Raw genomic sequence first — 17,481 nt, 5'->3', positions numbered from 1 at the left:
CCAAGTTTATAGTAATTCACGACTTGGGATCGATCGAAATTCAGCCTCTGAAGATATCAATTCCCGTCCCTAACATATCCCACAGCTTGCATATGTTGGTTTTTATAGTCTTGTATGCGATGCTGGAGTTCGATGGCGTCGCGCTCGTGGAAGAAATAGACGGGATGGCGGCCTGAAATCTTTCGATCGAGCGTTTCGGTATGAATAGAAATTAACTCATCTACCGAAGTTTTGTGGGCGTACTGACGGCGATCGATTCCCGGAACTTCGCTCGTTTTGTCTACCACTTTTAAGGTGGCGGTGATGAGAAAAGTTCCATCGCCGAGGTCCGATTGCAGTTCGAACCCTTTGACGGGTTCAATATCGCCCAAGGATCTAATAGGGTTGGATAGGGCGGGTTTGGGAGTAACGTGAATGGCGGCGATGGTACGACGATCTCGACTGAGCATCAGTCGAATTACCCTCGGAACTCGTCGGTGGTTGACTTCAGTTAAAGTCTGGTCTTCAATATCGACTAAGGTTTGAAAACCGTTGGCTTCTAAGGATTTTTGAGTTTTCTCTATCCCCCGAAAATTCAGTTGAGAAAGCCGCGAGGAATCCTGCGTTACTCGAACCAATTGGTGACGATGGGAGAACACTTTTCGACAAGTCTCGAATACCTCTGGCGGAACCTTGGAAAGATCCGTATCGTTGCATTTGACCAGCTCGTACACAACGAAAGCCTTCGGGCGATCGTCGATTTCTACAATTTCTGCTTCTACAAATTCAGAAAATTCCTGTAAAGCCTCGAGAATCTCTGCTTCTCGAACGGATTTCTTCCAAACCAATATCGATTCCCCAGAAGACAGCTCGACCTCGGCGGTAAAAAAAACGTTACCCCACAGGTCTTTCTGGATTCGACAGACCGGAACGATCGCCGTAAAGGGGTAGGATAAATGTTCGATACGGAAAAGTTGGGTTTTCCAATAGTATAAAAATTGTGTTGTTTTGTCGAAGTGCCAAGAAATTCGCAGGGGGTTTTTGAACAGGGTAAAAATGATTGCGTAGGCGGAGAATCCCACCAGGATAAAGAGTGGAGCTTCTAATGGCGGAATTTTATCCTTGAATTGAATCAGTAAGTACAAGGCTAGATTGCGACGGATTTCTAATTCGGTTTGGTTGGAATCAATAAATTGATTGAGTCGATCGACCTGTTCTTGAATCCAGTCTGGATAACCAGCTTGGCAGTTAAAATCAATTGAAGATGGAAAGATTTCTTGACGGCTTTCATCCTCAAAAACAAGATAAAATTTGTGGTAATGTGGGGCTAGGCATGTAGCAGAATATTCGATTTTAGACTGTTGGTATTCTGCACGCGCGACCCTTGGTAAAGGTGAAATAGAGAGTTCTTGCGTTTCAAAAAAGCTGCTAGACTCGTAGTAGCAATTCGTGCGATTTTGGCGGTTGCGCTGGCACTTTAGGGTATCGACGCGCCAGCCATAGGCGATCGCAAATAATAGGGCGAAGATACCCCCCATCCATAACCCATTTTTTAAGTTTGATAAAAGGGGGGAATTTCCTTCTCGAAAAATCCAGCGATCTTCGTTTTTTTTGATGAGTTTGATGGTCATTTCAATCTATCTCTCTAGGAAGTCATGATGAGTTGAATCTGGGAAATAGAGAAAACTGACGCAGCTCAACGGTACAAAAGACGGTACAAAAGGCTGAATGTCGAGTTGAAATGTATCTAAATGTAGAGTTAGACGATCGACCCCCACTCGAGGTAAGGCGTCGAGGGGAAAAAGAGGCCGTCGATGCGAACCTGGGGGAGTTGAGAGAGGATTGGGATCGATCGAAGGTTAGAAACGCTATAAAAATTCTATCCTGGGAAGCACTCGACGACAGCCTCTCAAGATCGATCTCTGTCCCAGACGGCGCGTCCGCTCGAGCCACCAACCCGATCGCGCTATGATGGTCGTGCCGAAACTAGAAAATCGGCCGAAAGTGATTTAGCCTGTTTATCGAGATCTTGCTGCGAATTTTCGGTTGTAGGTGAGGAAAAGACTGTTGCGTAGTATGTTAAAAGGATCGATCTCGCCAGGGGGATCGGCAAACGCGACGAGGGACTCGGCAAATCCTTGGTCGTTCAAACTCGAACTGCTGAAAACCCTCGTTCAGAGAGAATTAGAAGCCCGATATAAAGGCTCGGTATTGGGCAATTTGTGGCCGGTGTTAACGCAACTGTCACAACTGCTTATCTATACCTACGTTTTTTCCATCGTCCTGAAAGTCAAACTCAGCCTCGCCGGGGTTCCCGCCAACAACTTAACCTATGGATTGTGGTTGTTCGCCGGGTTGTTACCCTGGTTCGCCTTCACGAACGGCTTTTCTCAAGCGGCGTCTTCCGTCGTCAGCCAACCGAACCTCGTCAAAAAAGTGGTCTTTCCCCTGGGATTGTTGCCCCTGGTTCCCGTGTTGGCGGCGTTCGTAGAAAGTACCTTGGGATTGATGGTATTAGTGGCTTTCGTGGTCATGGCGACGCAAACCCTTCACGCGACGCTGTGGCTGATGCCCTTGATTTGGCTGCCGCAAATCCTGCTGACGGCGGGGTTGGGATACTTCGCCGCCGGACTCACCGTCTTCTTAAGAGACATTCCCCAAACCATCACCGTCGTTCTCAACCTCTGGTTTTACCTGACGCCGATCGTTTATCCGGCCGAAAGCATTCCCGAATCTCTGCGAACGCTGGTATTCTGGCTCAATCCCCTGGCGGCGTTCGCCGCCGCCTACCGCGACGCGATTTTAGTGGGCAGCGTTCAACATGGGGCAGAATGGGCGATGGCGTCGGTGGTGTCGGTGTTGGTATTCTTAGCTGGATTGTGGTCTTATCGAAAACTCAAATCTGGCTTTGCTGATGTTTTGTAGCCCCTTGGTTTTCGCCTCAGCCCAAGGTTTCCCGATTTCCCTGTTTCGATCGCTCTCAAACCGCAATTCAATGGACGATTTCGCAATTTCCGTTCGCAATGTTTCTAAGAGTTTTCGGCGATACCGACATCCCACCGATCGCCTCAAGGAACTCCTCTTTCCCGGCCATCAGAAATATCAGGAGTTCTGGGCGTTGCAAAACGTCAGTTTGGAGGTTCCCAAAGGTCAAACCTTAGGGATTGTCGGACGCAACGGGTCGGGGAAAAGTACCTTACTTCAAATTATCGTCGGGACGTTGATGCCTACGGACGGCGAGGTGAACGTCAACGGACGGATTTCGGCGCTGCTGGAACTCGGAAGCGGTTTCAATCCGGAGTTTACGGGACGCCAAAACGTCTTTTTCAACGGTCAACTGTTGGGATTGACCAAACAGCAAATTGAAGAACGCTTCGAGGATATTGTCGCGTTTGCCGATATCGGCGATTTTATCGACCAACCGGCGAAAACCTATTCTAGCGGGATGTTCGTGCGTTTGGCCTTTGCGGTGGCCACCAGCGTCGATCCCGATATCCTCGTGGTGGACGAAGCCTTAGCGGTCGGCGACGAGGCGTTTCAGCGGAAGTGTTTTTCCCGTATCGAAGCCTTGCAATCTCGCGGCGGAACGACGCTGTTTGTGTCCCATTCGGCCTCGAAGGTGGTGGAACTGTGCGATCGCGCCCTGTTACTCGATCGCGGCGAAATGCTCCTGTTTCACGAACCGAAATTCACCATCGATCGCTATCACAAACTCATTTACGCCCCCGCCGACCTTTGCGAGAGTTTCCGCGAGGAGATTCGCCACACCCCCAACCTCGACCCCCACGCCGAACTCGACCGCGACGACGGCGGAACGCCGACCCCCCAAACGCCGGAGGAGTCCCCCAGCGACGGCGACTTCTTCGACCCCCACCTCGTCCCCAAAAACACCATTTCCTACATTCCTCGGGGGGCGAAAATCGCCAATCCGCAGATTGTGACCCCGGACGGGCGCACGGTCAACCACCTGACCGGGCGTCAGGAGTACGTTTACACTTACAAGGTGACGTTTTATAAAACCGCTACGAAAGTCCGGTTCGGAATGTTGGTGAAAACCGTCAGCGGCTTGGAACTGGGGGGCGCGTCGTTTACCGCTTCCAGTCAGTCGATCGATCGCGTCGAAGCCAACACTACCGTCACTGTGCGTTTCCGCTTTCAATGTTTGCTCAATCCGGGGGCGTATTTCCTCAACGCGGGGGTGTCTGGCGTCGTAGAGGGTCAGTTTACTTATCTCGCCCGAGGAATCGATATCGCCATGTTCCGCGTGCGTCCCGATAACGACTCCTTCGCCAGCGGAATTGTGGATTTACTCATCGACCCCCACGTGAGTCTTGATGCGGAGGTGGAGACGGTGGAGATGCGATCGAACCCCGCCCGGGAACCGAAGGTGGAATCCCTGTAAGGCTTTTACTTGAATCGAAATACAATCGAAATAAAATCGAAAAAACCTCGAGATGGATATTCAAGCCACTGAAGAACGCCTCAAGGCCATTGTCGAAGAGTTCGGACCCTGGACGAACCACAACATCCGCCTCGCCCCCAATCTCTACACGATGGGGGCGTCGCCGTCAGGGGCTGAAGTCAAGTTAAAGCGGTTTATGCAAATCGTCTCGGATTTCTTCGGGGAGGATTTCTCGAGGCTGCGAGTCTTGGATTTAGCTTGTTTGGAAGGGCTTTACGGCTTGGAACTGGCGATGCAGGGGGCGCAGGTGGTGGGAATCGAGGGACGGGAAAGCAACCTCGCTAAAGCCCGATTCGTCCGAGAAACTTTGGGAATTGAGAATATCGAGTTTTACTGCGACGACGTGCGGAACCTGTCGCGGGAGAAATACGGCAGCTTCGACGTGGTACTCTGTATCGGGATTTTCTATCACCTGGACGCCCCGGACGTTTTTCGCTTTGCGGAGGATATTTCCGAGGTCTGTTCTCGGTTGGCGATTTTCGATACTCACGTCAGCCAAACCGCCGATCGAACCTATGAATACCGGGGACGAGAGTACGAAGGGCGATCGTACACCGAAGATCATACCGCCTGGGGTTCGATCGACAACGAAGAGAGTGCCTGGTTGACGCGACCCTCGCTGTACGGTTTATTGAATGACGTAGGGTTCGCCTCGGTTTACGAGTGTCACTTGCCCGTCGTCCCCAAGTACGTGGAACTGCGATCAAACAAACAAGCCGATCGCTCGACCTTTATCGCCGTCAAAAATCGATCGATTTTTCTGAAAACGACCGATTTAGCCGACGGTTAATCCCTTAGAAAAAGGCTGCATCTCAAGGGATGTAAAACGATGAGTTTGCGGTAGAGTTTGCAGTGGGTTGGGTGGAGCGATCGCAAAACCCAACAACAGCTCAATTCGGTGCTGAAACTCCGATCGGATCGATTTACAGTGTTGAGATGCACCCTAGAAAAACACCTCGACCGTCAATTTTTGTCCTCGATTCCTACTATAAAACCTTGACAAATATTGGATTTTATGTTAATCGTTTTTTCTGGAGTTTTTAAATTGGCGGAGTTACTAACTTATCAGTCAAGTAAGGTAGTTTTTGAATCCCGACTTTCGGGATAGAATAGGGGAGTTTTGTCAAAAACCGGGTTTTGGCGCAATTTCTATAAATAAAAAAAAGAATTTCAAAAAACTCGTCGATCGCACAAAACAGATGAGACAATAAGGCGATTTCCTCTCCCCCTCTGTGAAAGCTCCCCCTCTATGAAAGCTCCCCCTCTGTGAAATCTCGAAAATCCCTTCCATGAACCAAACTCTCATCGTCACAGGAATGCACCGTTCGGGAACGTCCCTAATGGCGTCTCTGATTCAAAAAGTGGGCGTTCACATCGGCGACGAGTTATTAGAAGCCGACGATCGCAACCGTCACGGCTATTTTGAAGATCGAGAATTTCTCGAATTTCAGCGATCGATCTTACAAGCCTGTTGCGTAGAAGGAGAAGAAGGCTGGCCGGATTGGGGATGGACGGTAAGCGAACGGCTCGATCGCTCCCGATTTGAGGACTATAAAGAAATCGCCCGACGCCTCATCCAATCCCGTCAAGAAAGCGAAAAAATCTGGGGCTGGAAAGACCCGAGAACCGCGTTGCTGCTGGAGTTTTGGCACGAGTTAATCCCCGATGCCAAATATCTGTTTGTCTACCGCTATCCCTGGGACGTCGCCGATTCGATCGCCCGTCTCAACGCGCCAATTTTCGCCGACAAACCCGACTGGGCGTTACGAATTTGGTCCTATTACAACCGCCACATTCTCGACTTTTACAAACGCCATTTCCAGCAATGTCTGTTAGTTCACACTAACACGGCGTTAAATCACCCCGAACATCTCAGCAAACTCTTAAAAACCAAACTCAACCTAGAACTCGATCGCCCCTTAACAACGGAAAACGTCGCTGAAATTTACGATCCCAACCTGTTACAAACCCTAGATTGGAACCATCCCTTCGCTGAAAGCATCCGCACTCGCGCCTCCCGTCATTGGATGTGGTTGATGGAACTCGATCGCGCGGCGGAAATCCCCTCAGAAGGCGAAAAAGAGAGAAAAGGAGAAGCCGGACGCGAGGCGTTATCTTCTCCGTCTTTTCAACCGCCCTTACCGCTGGCGGTGGCGGCGAAACTTCCCGAAGTAAAAGCCGTTTCCGAACCGAGAAACGACGGCGACATCGCCGTGTCGGTGGTGATTCCCTGTTACAACCAAGGAGAATATCTTCTCGAAGCGATCGCCAGCGTGCAAAGCTGTCAAGCGGCCGTTTACGAAATTCTCATTATTAACGACGCCTCCACGGACTCCCGCACCTTAAAAGTTCTGGACTACCTGAAACAGCGAGGGTTTCGGGTCATCGACCATCCCGAAAACCGGGGACTCGCCGAAGCCAGAAATACCGGATTTCGTCTGGCGCGAGGCCGTTACGTGCTACCCCTGGACGCCGACAATAAAATTAAGCCGAACTATATCACACAGGCGATCGACCTATTCGATCGCGACCCCCGCCTCGGCGTCGTCTACGGCGATTGCGAATACATCGGCGACAAAATCGGCGTCTGGGAAATCCCGGAATTCGATATCAACCGCCTGGCTGTGGGGAATTACATCGACGCTTGCGCCGTCGTCCGCAAAACCCTCTGGGAAGACTGCGGCGGCTACGACCCCGACATCCCCGAAAAACTCGGTTACGAAGATTGGGACCTGTGGCTGAGTGCGGCGGAAAGAGGCTGGAAATTCCACCACGTCTCAGAAGTCCTGTTCCAATATCGCTTCCGCCGCGATTCGATGGTCAGTCGCTGCAACATCCCCGACAACCGACAGCGATTGATGCACTATCTCTGTGCGAAACACTTGAGTCTGTACGTCACCAACTTTCCCAGCATTTTCGCCAAAAAAGACAGCGAACTTCTCGCCGAACGACTGCGCGTCGAAGAGTTGAAAACGGAAATCGAGAACCTGAAAGCCGAAGTCACTACTCAGCAAACTGACTCGCTGCATTTCCAAAGCGAACTCCACCAATCCAACCTCGAAATCCAGCAACTCCAAGCGCAACTGTTTCCCACCGAAGCAGAATTAAAACGCACCCACGCCGAAGCGGACGACCTCCGCCACGAAAACCGCCAACTCCATCAAAAGCTTTTCGAGGCCTTGCAACAACTCGAGGCGACGACCACCGAACTCAACGCCGTCAAAGAAAACTCGACCATCGCCAACGAACAACTGCAAAAAGAACTCATCGCCGCCCAACAACAGATTCAGGCGTTACAGGCCGAATACCAGGCGATGCAAGCCCACTTACAGGGCGAACTGATGCGGGTGCAACAGGCCGAAACCGCCGCCCAAGAAACCATCGCGGCGATGGAGGACACGAAATTCTGGAAACTGCGGGAGCAGTGGTTTAAGGTGAAAACCCCTGTGATGCGGAAATTGGGGCTGTTGAAAGAAGACCCCCCCGCCGCCGTTCCCATTCCCACCTCGCCGACGCCTCCCGTTCCCGAAGAGAATCCCTATCAGTGGTGGTTGAGTCAACATTACCCCCGTCCCTCAGATTTAGAACGGATGGCGGAAGACTTGGAGACGCTAGAGTTTCAGCCGACGATTAGCATCGTCATGCCCGTTTATAACACCCCGGCGGACTATTTGGAACAGGCGATCGACTCGGTTCTCGATCAAGTGTATCCCCACTGGGAACTCTGCATCGCCGACGACGCCTCCAGCGCCCCCCAGGTGCGCCAAACTCTGGACAAGTACACCACCCTGGACGCCCGTATTCAAGTGGCCTATCGCACGGAAAACGGTCATATTTCTCGCGCCTCCAATACGGCGTTAGAGTTGGCCTGCGGGGAATTCGTGGCCTTGATGGACCACGACGATTTGATGACGCCAGACGCGCTTTTCGAGGTGGTGCGCCTCCTCAACCGCCACCGGGAGGCGGATATGGTGTATTCCGACGAGGATAAGGTGGACGAACGCAACCAACTGCGCGATCCGTTTTTCAAACCGGATTGGTGTCCCGATTCCTTCCTCTCGCGAATGTACACCTGTCATCTGGGAGTCTACCGCCGCAGTATCCTCGAGGAGATTGGCGGCTTCCGGGTTGGGTTTGAAGGGGCGCAGGATTACGATTTGGTGTTGCGCTTTACGGAAAAGAGCGATCGCATCTTCCATATTCCCAAAATTCTCTACCACTGGCGCAGTCACCCGGAATCGACGGCGAGTCGCTTAGCCAGTAAGTCTTACGCCGCCGAAGCCGCCGCTAAAGCGATTACGGAGAGTTTGCAGCGACGGGGAGAACCGGGAATCGTCAAACCCACTGATAGCGGTCATTGGATCGTTCGGTATAACATCCAGAAACCGGGGAAAGTCAGCGTGATTATCCCGACGAAGGATTTAGCCAGCGTTCTCGATACCTGTTTGACGTCGATTTTCGAGAAAACCACTTACGCCGAATATGAGGTGATGGTGGTGGACAACGGAAGTGTGGAGGCGCAAACGCACCAGTTGTTCGAGAAGTGGCGCCAGCGTCAACCCCATCGCTTCCGCGTGGAATTGTTGGATATTCCGTTTAATTATTCTCAATTGAATAATTTCGCCGCCTCGAAAGCGGAGGGAGACTATTTGTTGTTTCTCAACAACGATACGGAAGTGGTGACGGAAGATTGGATGGAGGCGATGGTGGAACAGGCGCAACGTCCTTCGATTGGGGCGGTGGGGGCGACGCTGCTCTATCCTGACAATACCATTCAACACGCTGGGGTGGTGCTGGGAATCGGCGGTGTGGCGGGTCACAGTCACAAAACTTATCCCAAGGATGCGATCGGCTATTTCGCGCAGTTACAGACGACGAACAATTATTCGGCGGTGACGGCGGCTTGTTTGATGTGTCGTCGAGAGGTGTTTGAGGAGGTGGGGGGTTTTGAGGAACGGTTGGCGATCGCGTTTAATGATGTGGATTTTTGTTTGAGGTTGGTCGATCGCGGCTATCGCAATGTTTGTTTGTCTCATGTGGTACTGTACCACTACGAATCGAAGAGTCGCGGCCACGAGGATACCCGGGAGAAGCAGATTCGCTTCAAGCAGGAGATCGATTATATGAAACATCAGTGGGCCAAGTATATTGAGAACGATCCCTGTTACAGTCCCCATTTGAGTCGCGAACACGAGGATTACAGCCTCGCGGTGACGAATCCCTTGATGAAATCGAACAAACTTCTCGTGTAAAGTCTCGTATAAAGTCTCGTATTTTGTTTTAACGAGTAACGACCGTGAGCGAATCGAACCATCCAATTAAAAGCGCCTTAAAAAAGTTTTTGGGAAACCGTCAAGAGCCGCCGTTTCTCTTCTGTATCGATTTTCCCCAACCCAACCAGGCGATCGAATCTCGGTATTTATCGGTTAGCGGCTGGGTTGCAACGGAGAAATCTCAGAGGGCGACCAATTTTCGTTTGTGCGACGAGGGGAGTTTTTCTTATTCCTTAGACACGATCGATCGTCCGGACGTTCAAGCTGTTTATCCCGATCGCATGGCGTTGGGATTTGTCGGTTCTGTGGCGGTGGCGGACTTACCCCCTTCTCAACAGTGGTGGGTGCGTTTCGACCTGGATGGAACCCGTCAGGATATTCCGCTTTCTTTTGAGATCGATCGACAGCAAATCGAGGATTTTTGGCAGAAAAAAACGGCAAAACTCGCCAAAATTAGCGAGATTTTACAATGTCCCCTTTGTGGGTGCGATCGACTCGAACAACAAGAAACTCAATCCCCAATCCAATTACACTGTACCCGGTGCGGCGGCGAATTCCACATCGACCCCCAGCATTACAATTTTCTCCCCCCAAGCTTGAAAGAATACGGAAGCGTTAAAACCACAGAAAACGTCTCCGCCAACGCCTACGACCCCACCGCCTTAGAACTCATCGAACGGTTTCGAGACGGCTTAATTCTCGATAACGGCTGCGGTTTGCGTCAGACTTATTACGACAACGTGGTGAATTTTGAAATCGTCAACTATCCCACCACTGATGTTTTAGGAATTGGGGAAAAATTGCCGTTTAAATCGAACAGTTTCGACGCCGTATTTTCCCTCGCCGTTCTCGAGCATGTTAAAACCCCGGTCGAATGCGCTCGGGAAATTTCAAGAGTTCTCAAACCGGGCGGAATTTTATACGTGGTAGTTCCATTTTTACAGCCATTTCACGGCTACCCAGATCACTATTATAACATGACCAGTAGCGGACTTAAAAACTTATTTAACAAAGATTTAGAAATCATCGAAGCGGGTGTGCCACTTTCCGGGGTTCCGATTTGGTGTTTGACCTGGTTTTTAAACTCCTATATTCGAGGATTGCCAGAAGACACAGCCCGAAAATTCAAAAACCTGAAAATTTCCGATTTATTAGACAATCCTTTGAACTATCTCAAAGAAGATTTCGTCAAAGAATTAGCGGCATCCACCAACGAAGAACTCGCTTCGACCAACTATCTCATTGCCCGAAAACCCCTTGAAGACCCCGAAACCGATTGCGAAGAACCCTAACAGGATCGATCGAACCGCCTCAATGTGACGTACACTACAAAAACCTTAAAGAACCTTTAGATCGATCGCTCCAAAGTCAATTTATGAAACGTCGTAAATTCGTCACCCAAGCCGGTATCGGAGCCGCCAGTGCCACCGCCCTCGCCGCCTGCACCCAAAGTTCCGGCCCCTCTGTCCAAGCGGGATCGCTACCTCGCATCGACTGGCGTATGGCAACCAGTTGGCCGCCGTCTCTCGATACCATTTACGGCGGTGCCGATACCGTCTGTCGCCGCGTCAGCGAAATGACAGACGGACGCTTTACCATCACCCCCTACGCCGCCGGAGAACTGGTTCCCGCCTTGCAAGTTCTCGACGCAGTTCAATCCGGTTCCGTCGAATGCGGCCATTCCGCCAGTTACTATTACATCGGCAAAAACCCCGCCTTGGGCTTCGCCACCGCCATGCCTTTCGGCTTGAACGCCCAGCAACAAAACGCATGGCTGTACGAAGCGGGCGGTTTGGAGATGATGCAGAAGATTTACGCCGATTTCAACGTCATCAACTTTCCCGCCGGAAATACCGGGACGCAGATGGGGGGATGGTTTAAAAAAGAGGTCAAAACCCTCAGGGATTTGAACGGGTTAAAAATGCGAATTCCCGGTTTGGGGGGCAAAATCATGTCAGAATTGGGGGTCAACGTGCAGGTGTTGCCCGGTTCGGAGGTATTTTTAGCTTTAGAACGGGGTGCGATCGATGCAGCGGAGTGGGTCGGCCCCTATGACGATAAAAAATTGGGACTCCACGAAGCAGCGCAATACTATTACTATCCCGGTTGGTGGGAACCCGGTGCGACGCTAGAAGTGTTCGTGAATCGATCGCAGTGGGATCGCTTACCGAAAGAGTATCAAGAGGTGTTCAAAACGGCGACGGTGGAAGCCAATATGACGATGTTGGCGCAGTACGACACCCTGAACGGTCAGGCGTTAGCTGACTTAGTAGACGGCGGCACGATTTTAACGGCATACAGTCGAGAAATTATGACGGAAGCGAAGAAAGTCGCCTTCGATTTGTACGAACAAAATGCCATCGAAAACGCAACGTTTAAGGAAGTTTACGACAATTGGAACGCCTTCCGCGAAGCGGTTTACCGTTGGAACAGCATCAATGAATTGAGTTTCGCTCAATTCAGTTACGGCAATTAATACAGCGAACAGTTTCTCACCATCCCATCATCTCAACTCTCAGGCGATCGCGCGGGTTTTGCAATTACTGTTAATGCCTCGCTTTCCTGTTGCGCTTGGGCGATTTGTTTCGGTCGTAAATAGAGGTTTTCCACTAACGCCGAAGCACCTGCAAACCAGGGCGGAACGATGAGCGCCCCGATAATTCCTAACACTTGAGCGCCGCCGAGAACGGATAAAAGCTGAAATAACGGGTGTACGCCGACGGAGGTTCCTACCAACAAAGGGTCGAGAACGTAGGTTTCTAAATTTTGGATGATGGCGAATAAAATTAACACCCATAATACTAACCAACCTCCTTGAGAAAGGGCGACGATTAAAGCAGGAATTGCCCCTAAAATTGGCCCCAAAAATGGGATTAAGTTGGTGACGCCCGCGATCGCACCCAAACCCAAGGCAAAATCTTGCAGCCCGAGAAGAGTCAATCCGGCGGCGGTGGCTACGGCCAAAATCGTCGAAACCAGCAGTCGCCCGCGAATGTAACCCCCCATCCGCTGGCTGACGATGGGCGTTTGCGCGGCGAGTCGGTCTTCCCAGGGTTGGGGAAACAGTTGCACGATGCTGCGAATCAGGGTTTTACTGTCGGCTACCATGTAGCCAGAAATAAACAAGGCCAGAATCAGGCTGAAGGCTGCCCCGAGAATGCCCCGCGTGATGCCGTAAGAGCGCAAAACAAGCTGTTGGGACGATCGAATAATCCAACCGGTAATCGATTGGGCGTCGAACAGTTCTAAAAGCAGTTCCGGCCGGGCGTCGGTGGCTTGCATTACTGTGGATTCGAGCAGAGTCAGCACGTCCTCGGAAAACTTGGGAAGTTGGCGGGCTAACCGTTCGATTTGGTCGAACACGGGCGGTCCGATAATCAAAACCACCCCAGTCACCACGGCAATTAAGCCAAAATAGGCGAAAATCGTGGCTAACCATCGCGGCAACCGCAACAGGCGCTCGCACAGATCGACTACTGGCACGATCGAGGCGGCGAGAACCACTGAAATCATCAAAACGACGATCAGGCTTTGGAGCTGCCACAGCAGGAATACCAGCAGCACCACCGCCGCAATCAACAAGATATTAGACAGAGAAAGTGAAATCGATCGCTGCATAATTTAAACGGTTGAACACGGCATCTGTAGGGGACGTGACTTGAAAAATCGGGTGTTGAACGCGAAACCGAGAACTCGCCACGTACCGCCCCCTCCTCACCCCATCACCTCATTACCCCCTCATCACCCCATCCTCACTCCGTCGCTCCGGCTTCTCGTAACAGTTGGGCGGCGCCGCGATTGTGATTGTATTCGGCAATGGAGAGGGCGGTATGTCCGCCTTGGTTTTTGATGTGGAGATCGACTCCTGTGTTGAGAAGTAGGCGCAGAGCGGCGAGGTTGCCGAAACGGGCAGCCCACATTAACGGGGTAGAGCCGGAGCGATCGGTGAGGTTGCAGTCTACTCCGGAATTTAACAAAACGGCGATCGCGTCGGTGTTGTTTTTTCTGGCAGCTAGATGTAGGGGGGTTTGGCCCTCCGAGTTGGCGATGTTAACGTTGGCCCCTCCTTCAACTAACAGGCGCACGGTTTCGAGATGGCCGCTGTGGATGGCAACGAAGAGCGGGGTTTCGCCTCGGTTGTCGGCGTCGAGGTTCGCGCCGCGATCGCGCAACAGACGCACGCTTTCAGCATGGCCGTGGAGGGCGGCCACCAATAAGGGCGTGTCGCCGAGCTGGTTTCGCCGTTCGATGGCCGCTTCCCGGTCGAGGAGATATTTGACCACTTCGGTTTGACCTTCTAACACTGCCCAGTTGAGGGCTGTATCTCCGTTGTCGTCTTCGATGTCTAACGTCGCGCCGGCCTCGAGAAGCGCTTTCACGAGGTCGAGATTTCCGTTCGCCGCCGCCGCCATCAGAGGCGTACTCCCGTCTCGGTTGTGGGTGTCGGGGTTCGCTCCAGCCGAGATTAAGGCTTTAACCAGGTCGAGATCTCCGGTATCGGTGGCCAGAGTTAAGGCGGTATCGCCGTCTTTGTCCGGGCGATCGACCGTCGCGCCTTTCGAGAGCAGCAGTTTCACGATACCCACATCCCCCCGCTGCGTGGCTTCGATTAAGACGGGGGAACCGTCCGGGGCTTCGGTATTGGGATCGGCACCAGCTTTGAGGAGGGTTTCAACGATGGGGGGGTAGCCGCGAGCGATCGCCAAATGCAGGGCGGTATCGCCGTCGCGATCGCGCACGTTGGGATCGCCACCGCCTTCAACCAGGGCGTGAACGATGGCTGTATCTCCTTTTAACGCTGCTGCCATTAACGCCGTACTGCCGTCTTCGTTGCGGGCGTTGGCGTTGGCGCCTTGGGCTAACAACAGGCTCGCGGTGTCCGTGCGATGGTTGGCCGCTGCCACCATGAGAGCGGTAATGCCAAAGACTTTGCGCGTGCGATCGATCTCAGCACCCGCCTCGATTAACAGTCGGGCGATTTCGCTAGCGCCCTGCTCGGCGGCCAGCATTAACGCCGTCGTCCCGTCGGCGTGGCTGGCGTTGGGGTCTGCCTCTTGTTTGAGTAGCTGTTTGACGCTCTCGATATCGCTGCCTTTGACTGCTTCGAGAAGCCGGGAAGTCAGGGGAGTGTAAGCCACGGGTGAAGCTCCTGTCGCAAATTCGTCTGAATAATGCCCGAAAAAAACTAGGACTACTGTACCCCGTCCGCGATCGCTCGATCGCGCTTTGAGACAAAAGTTGTAGGGTGCCTGACTTAAAAAATCCGGTGGCGAACCTCAGACCGAGAAATCCTCACCCACCGCCAACATACACCGCCAAGATACAGGGGGCTGAGGTTCTCAAGTCGAATCAAACGGAGAACTCGAGGAGAAGAAATTTTAAAAAAGTCAATATTTATATCGAGATTCTAGAGATGGCGATCGATCTCCTTGATTTCTCGGCAATATGGAAGTGGAGACGTTTACTGAAATTCAACGTCTCGATGGCCATTGCAGCGGAGGAATCGACGATGACCCAGGTATTTCAAGATCGCATCGAAGCGGGTCGAGTCCTCGCGTCCCGTCTCCAAGGTTACGCTGGCCGCGATGACGTTGTGGTGTTGGGTTTGCCCCGAGGGGGAATTCCTGTCGCCTTCCAAATCGCCTGCGAACTCAAAGCCCCTCTCGATGTCTGTTTGGTTCGCAAACTCGGCGTCCCCAACAACCCGGAACTGGCTATGGAGGCCATCGGCAGTTACGGCGATATCACCACCAACGAGAACGTCGTGCAGTCGCTTCAGGTGAATCAGGAAGAGTTTGAAGCTGTCGTCCACCGCGAACGTCAAGAGTTGGAACGTCGCGAAAAACGATATCGCGGCAACCGTCCGCCATTGGAGCTTCGTCAGAGAACGGTAATTCTCGTTGATGACGGCGTGGCGACGGGGGCGACGTTGATGGCGGCGATCGCTACCCTCAAACATCGCGATCCGGCGAAAATCGTCGTCGCGGTTCCCGTCGCCGCTCCAGTCGTCTGTCAGAAATTACGGGCAAAAGTGGACGAGTTGGTTTGCGTTTTGGAACCGGAACCGTTTAATTTTCTCGGGTTGTGGTACGCCGATTTTTCGCAAACGACGGATGATGAAGTCTGTTCCTTGCTCGACCTTGCCCGGTCTTACTGCCACTCTTCTGCTTCCAAATAGACGAACGATTCCTCGCTTTTTTTGACACTTTATATTTGTTTTATTGCCTTTTATTTTGATTTTTGTATTATCTCAAATTGATTTGGATTGGCGAAAAACAGTTTTTAAGCCATTAAAAACGAGGGGAAAAGCCGCTTTATTTTTTGTTGTCATATTAAAAAATCAGAGTTTTAACTGACACAAAAAATACAGAAAGGGGACATCTCAAAAATAAAATTGATTCGAGATAAGCTTCCGTATTCTATCGAGCGGCTGTTGGGTTCTACGGAAGTCCGCACAACCGACCCAGAGATTCATGTTTTTATAGGGAATCCGAATCTCAAATATCGGTTTTGACCAAGGGAAGCCATCCCTCCGCGAAGGGGGGTTGTGGTGAAGATTTCTTGAAACCTAGCTTATCGGAATAGGATGGAGTATTACATCCATTAAGATGAAGCGATTTCAGAAACCGAGTCTCTTGAAAAAGCGCGGTTTCCGAGGTTCGATCGCTCGCAGATACCCAATTTCTTAAAATTGGCGGAAGAGCCGAAAAACGGACGCGACTCAATCGTTTTCCCAAGTTTCGCAACCGAGTAAATCGATAATCGGATCGCGCAACAGGAAATCGTTGCGTTCGAGTTCCCGTTCGATGGTTTCCCATTCCCGTTGGGGAATGTACTGACATAACGTATAAATCGGCTGATGGCGGCCGAGAAGCCCCCGGGAGACGAGATCGCGAGCTTCCGCCACGATAACGTCGATGGAATAGCCAGTTGTGGTAATCATAGTGTGACCTCCTCCCGGACTTTTTACTTGTAAAATCTGCTTCCCTTTCTATTGTCCTTGGATTTCTCGAGCTTGGGAAACCGCCTTCACACTCTGTAACCTCCCTTACGGTTGCGATGTCGTTTCTTCTGGAGGGGTTTCCGACGTTGTTCCCTCCTCGGTTTCCGGCGTGGTTTCGTCAGGCGTGGTCTCGTCAGGCGTGGTCTCGTCCAAAGTCGGGTCTGCTGGCGTGGCGTCTTCTGTCGGAGACGGCGTTAACCCCGGAATCGGCGATCGCGTCCCCGAAGTCGGCGGCGTCGTCGGCGTCACCTCGAAGGGACTGCGACGTTGTTGGTTGCGTTCTAGCGGTTCCGTCTGACTCGGACGCACCCCCAACGACACGCGATCGCCCCCGATGGAGCGCAACAAATCCATCACCTGCAATACATCATCGTACTGCGCCATCGGATGGCCGTAAATCACTACCGATCCCCTAGGATTGGCTTGCAAATAATTTTCCAGCCGTTGGGGGAGTTCCTCAAACGTCACCGCATCCCGGTTGACGAAAATGCGGCCGATGGGATCGATACTGACGCGAAAACTTTCCGCCAGTTGCGTTTGTCCCGTACTGGCTTGGGGGAGGTTTTGAGAAATCGCCTGTTGGCGACTCAATCCCACCGCTCCCAAAATAAAGAACGTCAAAATACAAAAGATGACGTCCATCAAGGGAATAATTTCGATGCGAACGTCGTCGCCAGAAGAGTCGAGATGGATTTTCATGATGTCGTGAAGGTCGAGGTGGTGAGGGTCGAGAAGGCTCGAAAAGGTCACGCAATTCGATCGAA

The 17,481-nt window shown here is 51.9% G+C and carries 12 protein-coding genes; 7 read left to right on the top strand and 5 right to left on the bottom strand.

Going from position 1 to position 17,481, the window contains the following annotated elements; all coding sequences use genetic code 11:
- Positions 1 to 56: 56 nt before the first annotated feature.
- The gene (locus tag ACP5D4_RS04430; RefSeq protein WP_428010416.1) at positions 57 to 1,610 is read right to left on the bottom strand and encodes a hypothetical protein; all 1,554 of its coding nucleotides are present in this window, start codon (positions 1,608 to 1,610) and stop codon (positions 57 to 59) included.
- Positions 1,611 to 2,055: 445 nt separating this feature from the next.
- Between ACP5D4_RS04430 and ACP5D4_RS04425 the strand changes: the two genes are divergently transcribed.
- From ACP5D4_RS04425 to ACP5D4_RS04400, 6 genes are all read left to right on the top strand, one after another.
- Entirely contained in the window at positions 2,056 to 2,904 is an 849-nt protein-coding gene (locus ACP5D4_RS04425) for an ABC transporter permease (RefSeq protein WP_428010428.1), read from the top strand.
- Positions 2,905 to 2,974: 70 nt separating this feature from the next.
- Positions 2,975 to 4,381 carry an ABC transporter ATP-binding protein gene (locus tag ACP5D4_RS04420; RefSeq protein WP_428010415.1) on the top strand — a complete coding sequence of 469 codons (1,407 nt, stop codon included), beginning with the start codon at positions 2,975 to 2,977 and terminating at the stop codon, positions 4,379 to 4,381.
- Positions 4,382 to 4,433: 52 nt separating this feature from the next.
- Positions 4,434 to 5,231 (top strand): class I SAM-dependent methyltransferase, encoded by a 798-nt coding sequence (locus ACP5D4_RS04415; RefSeq protein ID WP_428010414.1) that lies wholly within the window; start codon positions 4,434 to 4,436, stop codon positions 5,229 to 5,231.
- Positions 5,232 to 5,730: 499 nt separating this feature from the next.
- Positions 5,731 to 9,693, top strand: coding sequence for a glycosyltransferase (locus ACP5D4_RS04410; protein ID WP_428010413.1), 3,963 nt, complete (start codon positions 5,731 to 5,733; stop codon positions 9,691 to 9,693).
- Positions 9,694 to 9,737: 44 nt separating this feature from the next.
- Positions 9,738 to 11,006, top strand: a complete 1,269-nt coding sequence (locus ACP5D4_RS04405) for a methyltransferase domain-containing protein (protein WP_428010412.1) — start codon at positions 9,738 to 9,740, stop codon at positions 11,004 to 11,006.
- Positions 11,007 to 11,089: 83 nt separating this feature from the next.
- Complete coding sequence (locus ACP5D4_RS04400; RefSeq protein ID WP_428010411.1) at positions 11,090 to 12,190, top strand: TRAP transporter substrate-binding protein; 1,101 nt, start codon at positions 11,090 to 11,092, stop codon at positions 12,188 to 12,190.
- 32 nt (positions 12,191 to 12,222) lie between these two features.
- On the opposite strand, the gene ACP5D4_RS04395 is transcribed toward ACP5D4_RS04400, so the two are convergent.
- Entirely contained in the window at positions 12,223 to 13,332 is a 1,110-nt protein-coding gene (locus ACP5D4_RS04395) for an AI-2E family transporter (RefSeq protein WP_428010410.1), read from the bottom strand.
- A gap of 134 nt (positions 13,333 to 13,466) precedes the next feature.
- Positions 13,467 to 14,852: an ankyrin repeat domain-containing protein gene (locus ACP5D4_RS04390; protein WP_428010409.1), complete on the bottom strand. Its 1,386-nt coding sequence runs from the start codon at positions 14,850 to 14,852 to the stop codon at positions 13,467 to 13,469.
- 371 nt (positions 14,853 to 15,223) lie between these two features.
- Here ACP5D4_RS04390 and ACP5D4_RS04385 point away from each other — a divergent pair, with 371 nt between their 5' ends.
- On the top strand, positions 15,224 to 15,892 hold the full coding sequence (locus ACP5D4_RS04385) for a phosphoribosyltransferase (protein WP_428010408.1): 669 nt from the start codon (positions 15,224 to 15,226) through the stop codon (positions 15,890 to 15,892).
- A 543-nt stretch (positions 15,893 to 16,435) separates the two neighbouring features.
- On the opposite strand, the gene ACP5D4_RS04380 is transcribed toward ACP5D4_RS04385, so the two are convergent.
- Both ACP5D4_RS04380 and ACP5D4_RS04375 read right to left on the bottom strand, forming a co-directional pair.
- Positions 16,436 to 16,657 (bottom strand): DUF4327 family protein, encoded by a 222-nt coding sequence (locus tag ACP5D4_RS04380; RefSeq protein ID WP_428010407.1) that lies wholly within the window; start codon positions 16,655 to 16,657, stop codon positions 16,436 to 16,438.
- 105 nt (positions 16,658 to 16,762) lie between these two features.
- Positions 16,763 to 17,467: an ExbD/TolR family protein gene (locus tag ACP5D4_RS04375; RefSeq protein ID WP_428010406.1), complete on the bottom strand. Its 705-nt coding sequence runs from the start codon at positions 17,465 to 17,467 to the stop codon at positions 16,763 to 16,765.
- Positions 17,468 to 17,481: the final 14 nt, after the last annotated feature.

The organism is Baaleninema sp. (genome assembly GCF_049974805.1).
Lineage (GTDB): Bacteria > Cyanobacteriota > Cyanobacteriia > Cyanobacteriales > Geitlerinemataceae > Baaleninema.
The sequence above is the reverse complement of the archived record's forward strand: the minus strand, read 5'-3'. Positions and strand labels throughout refer to the sequence as shown.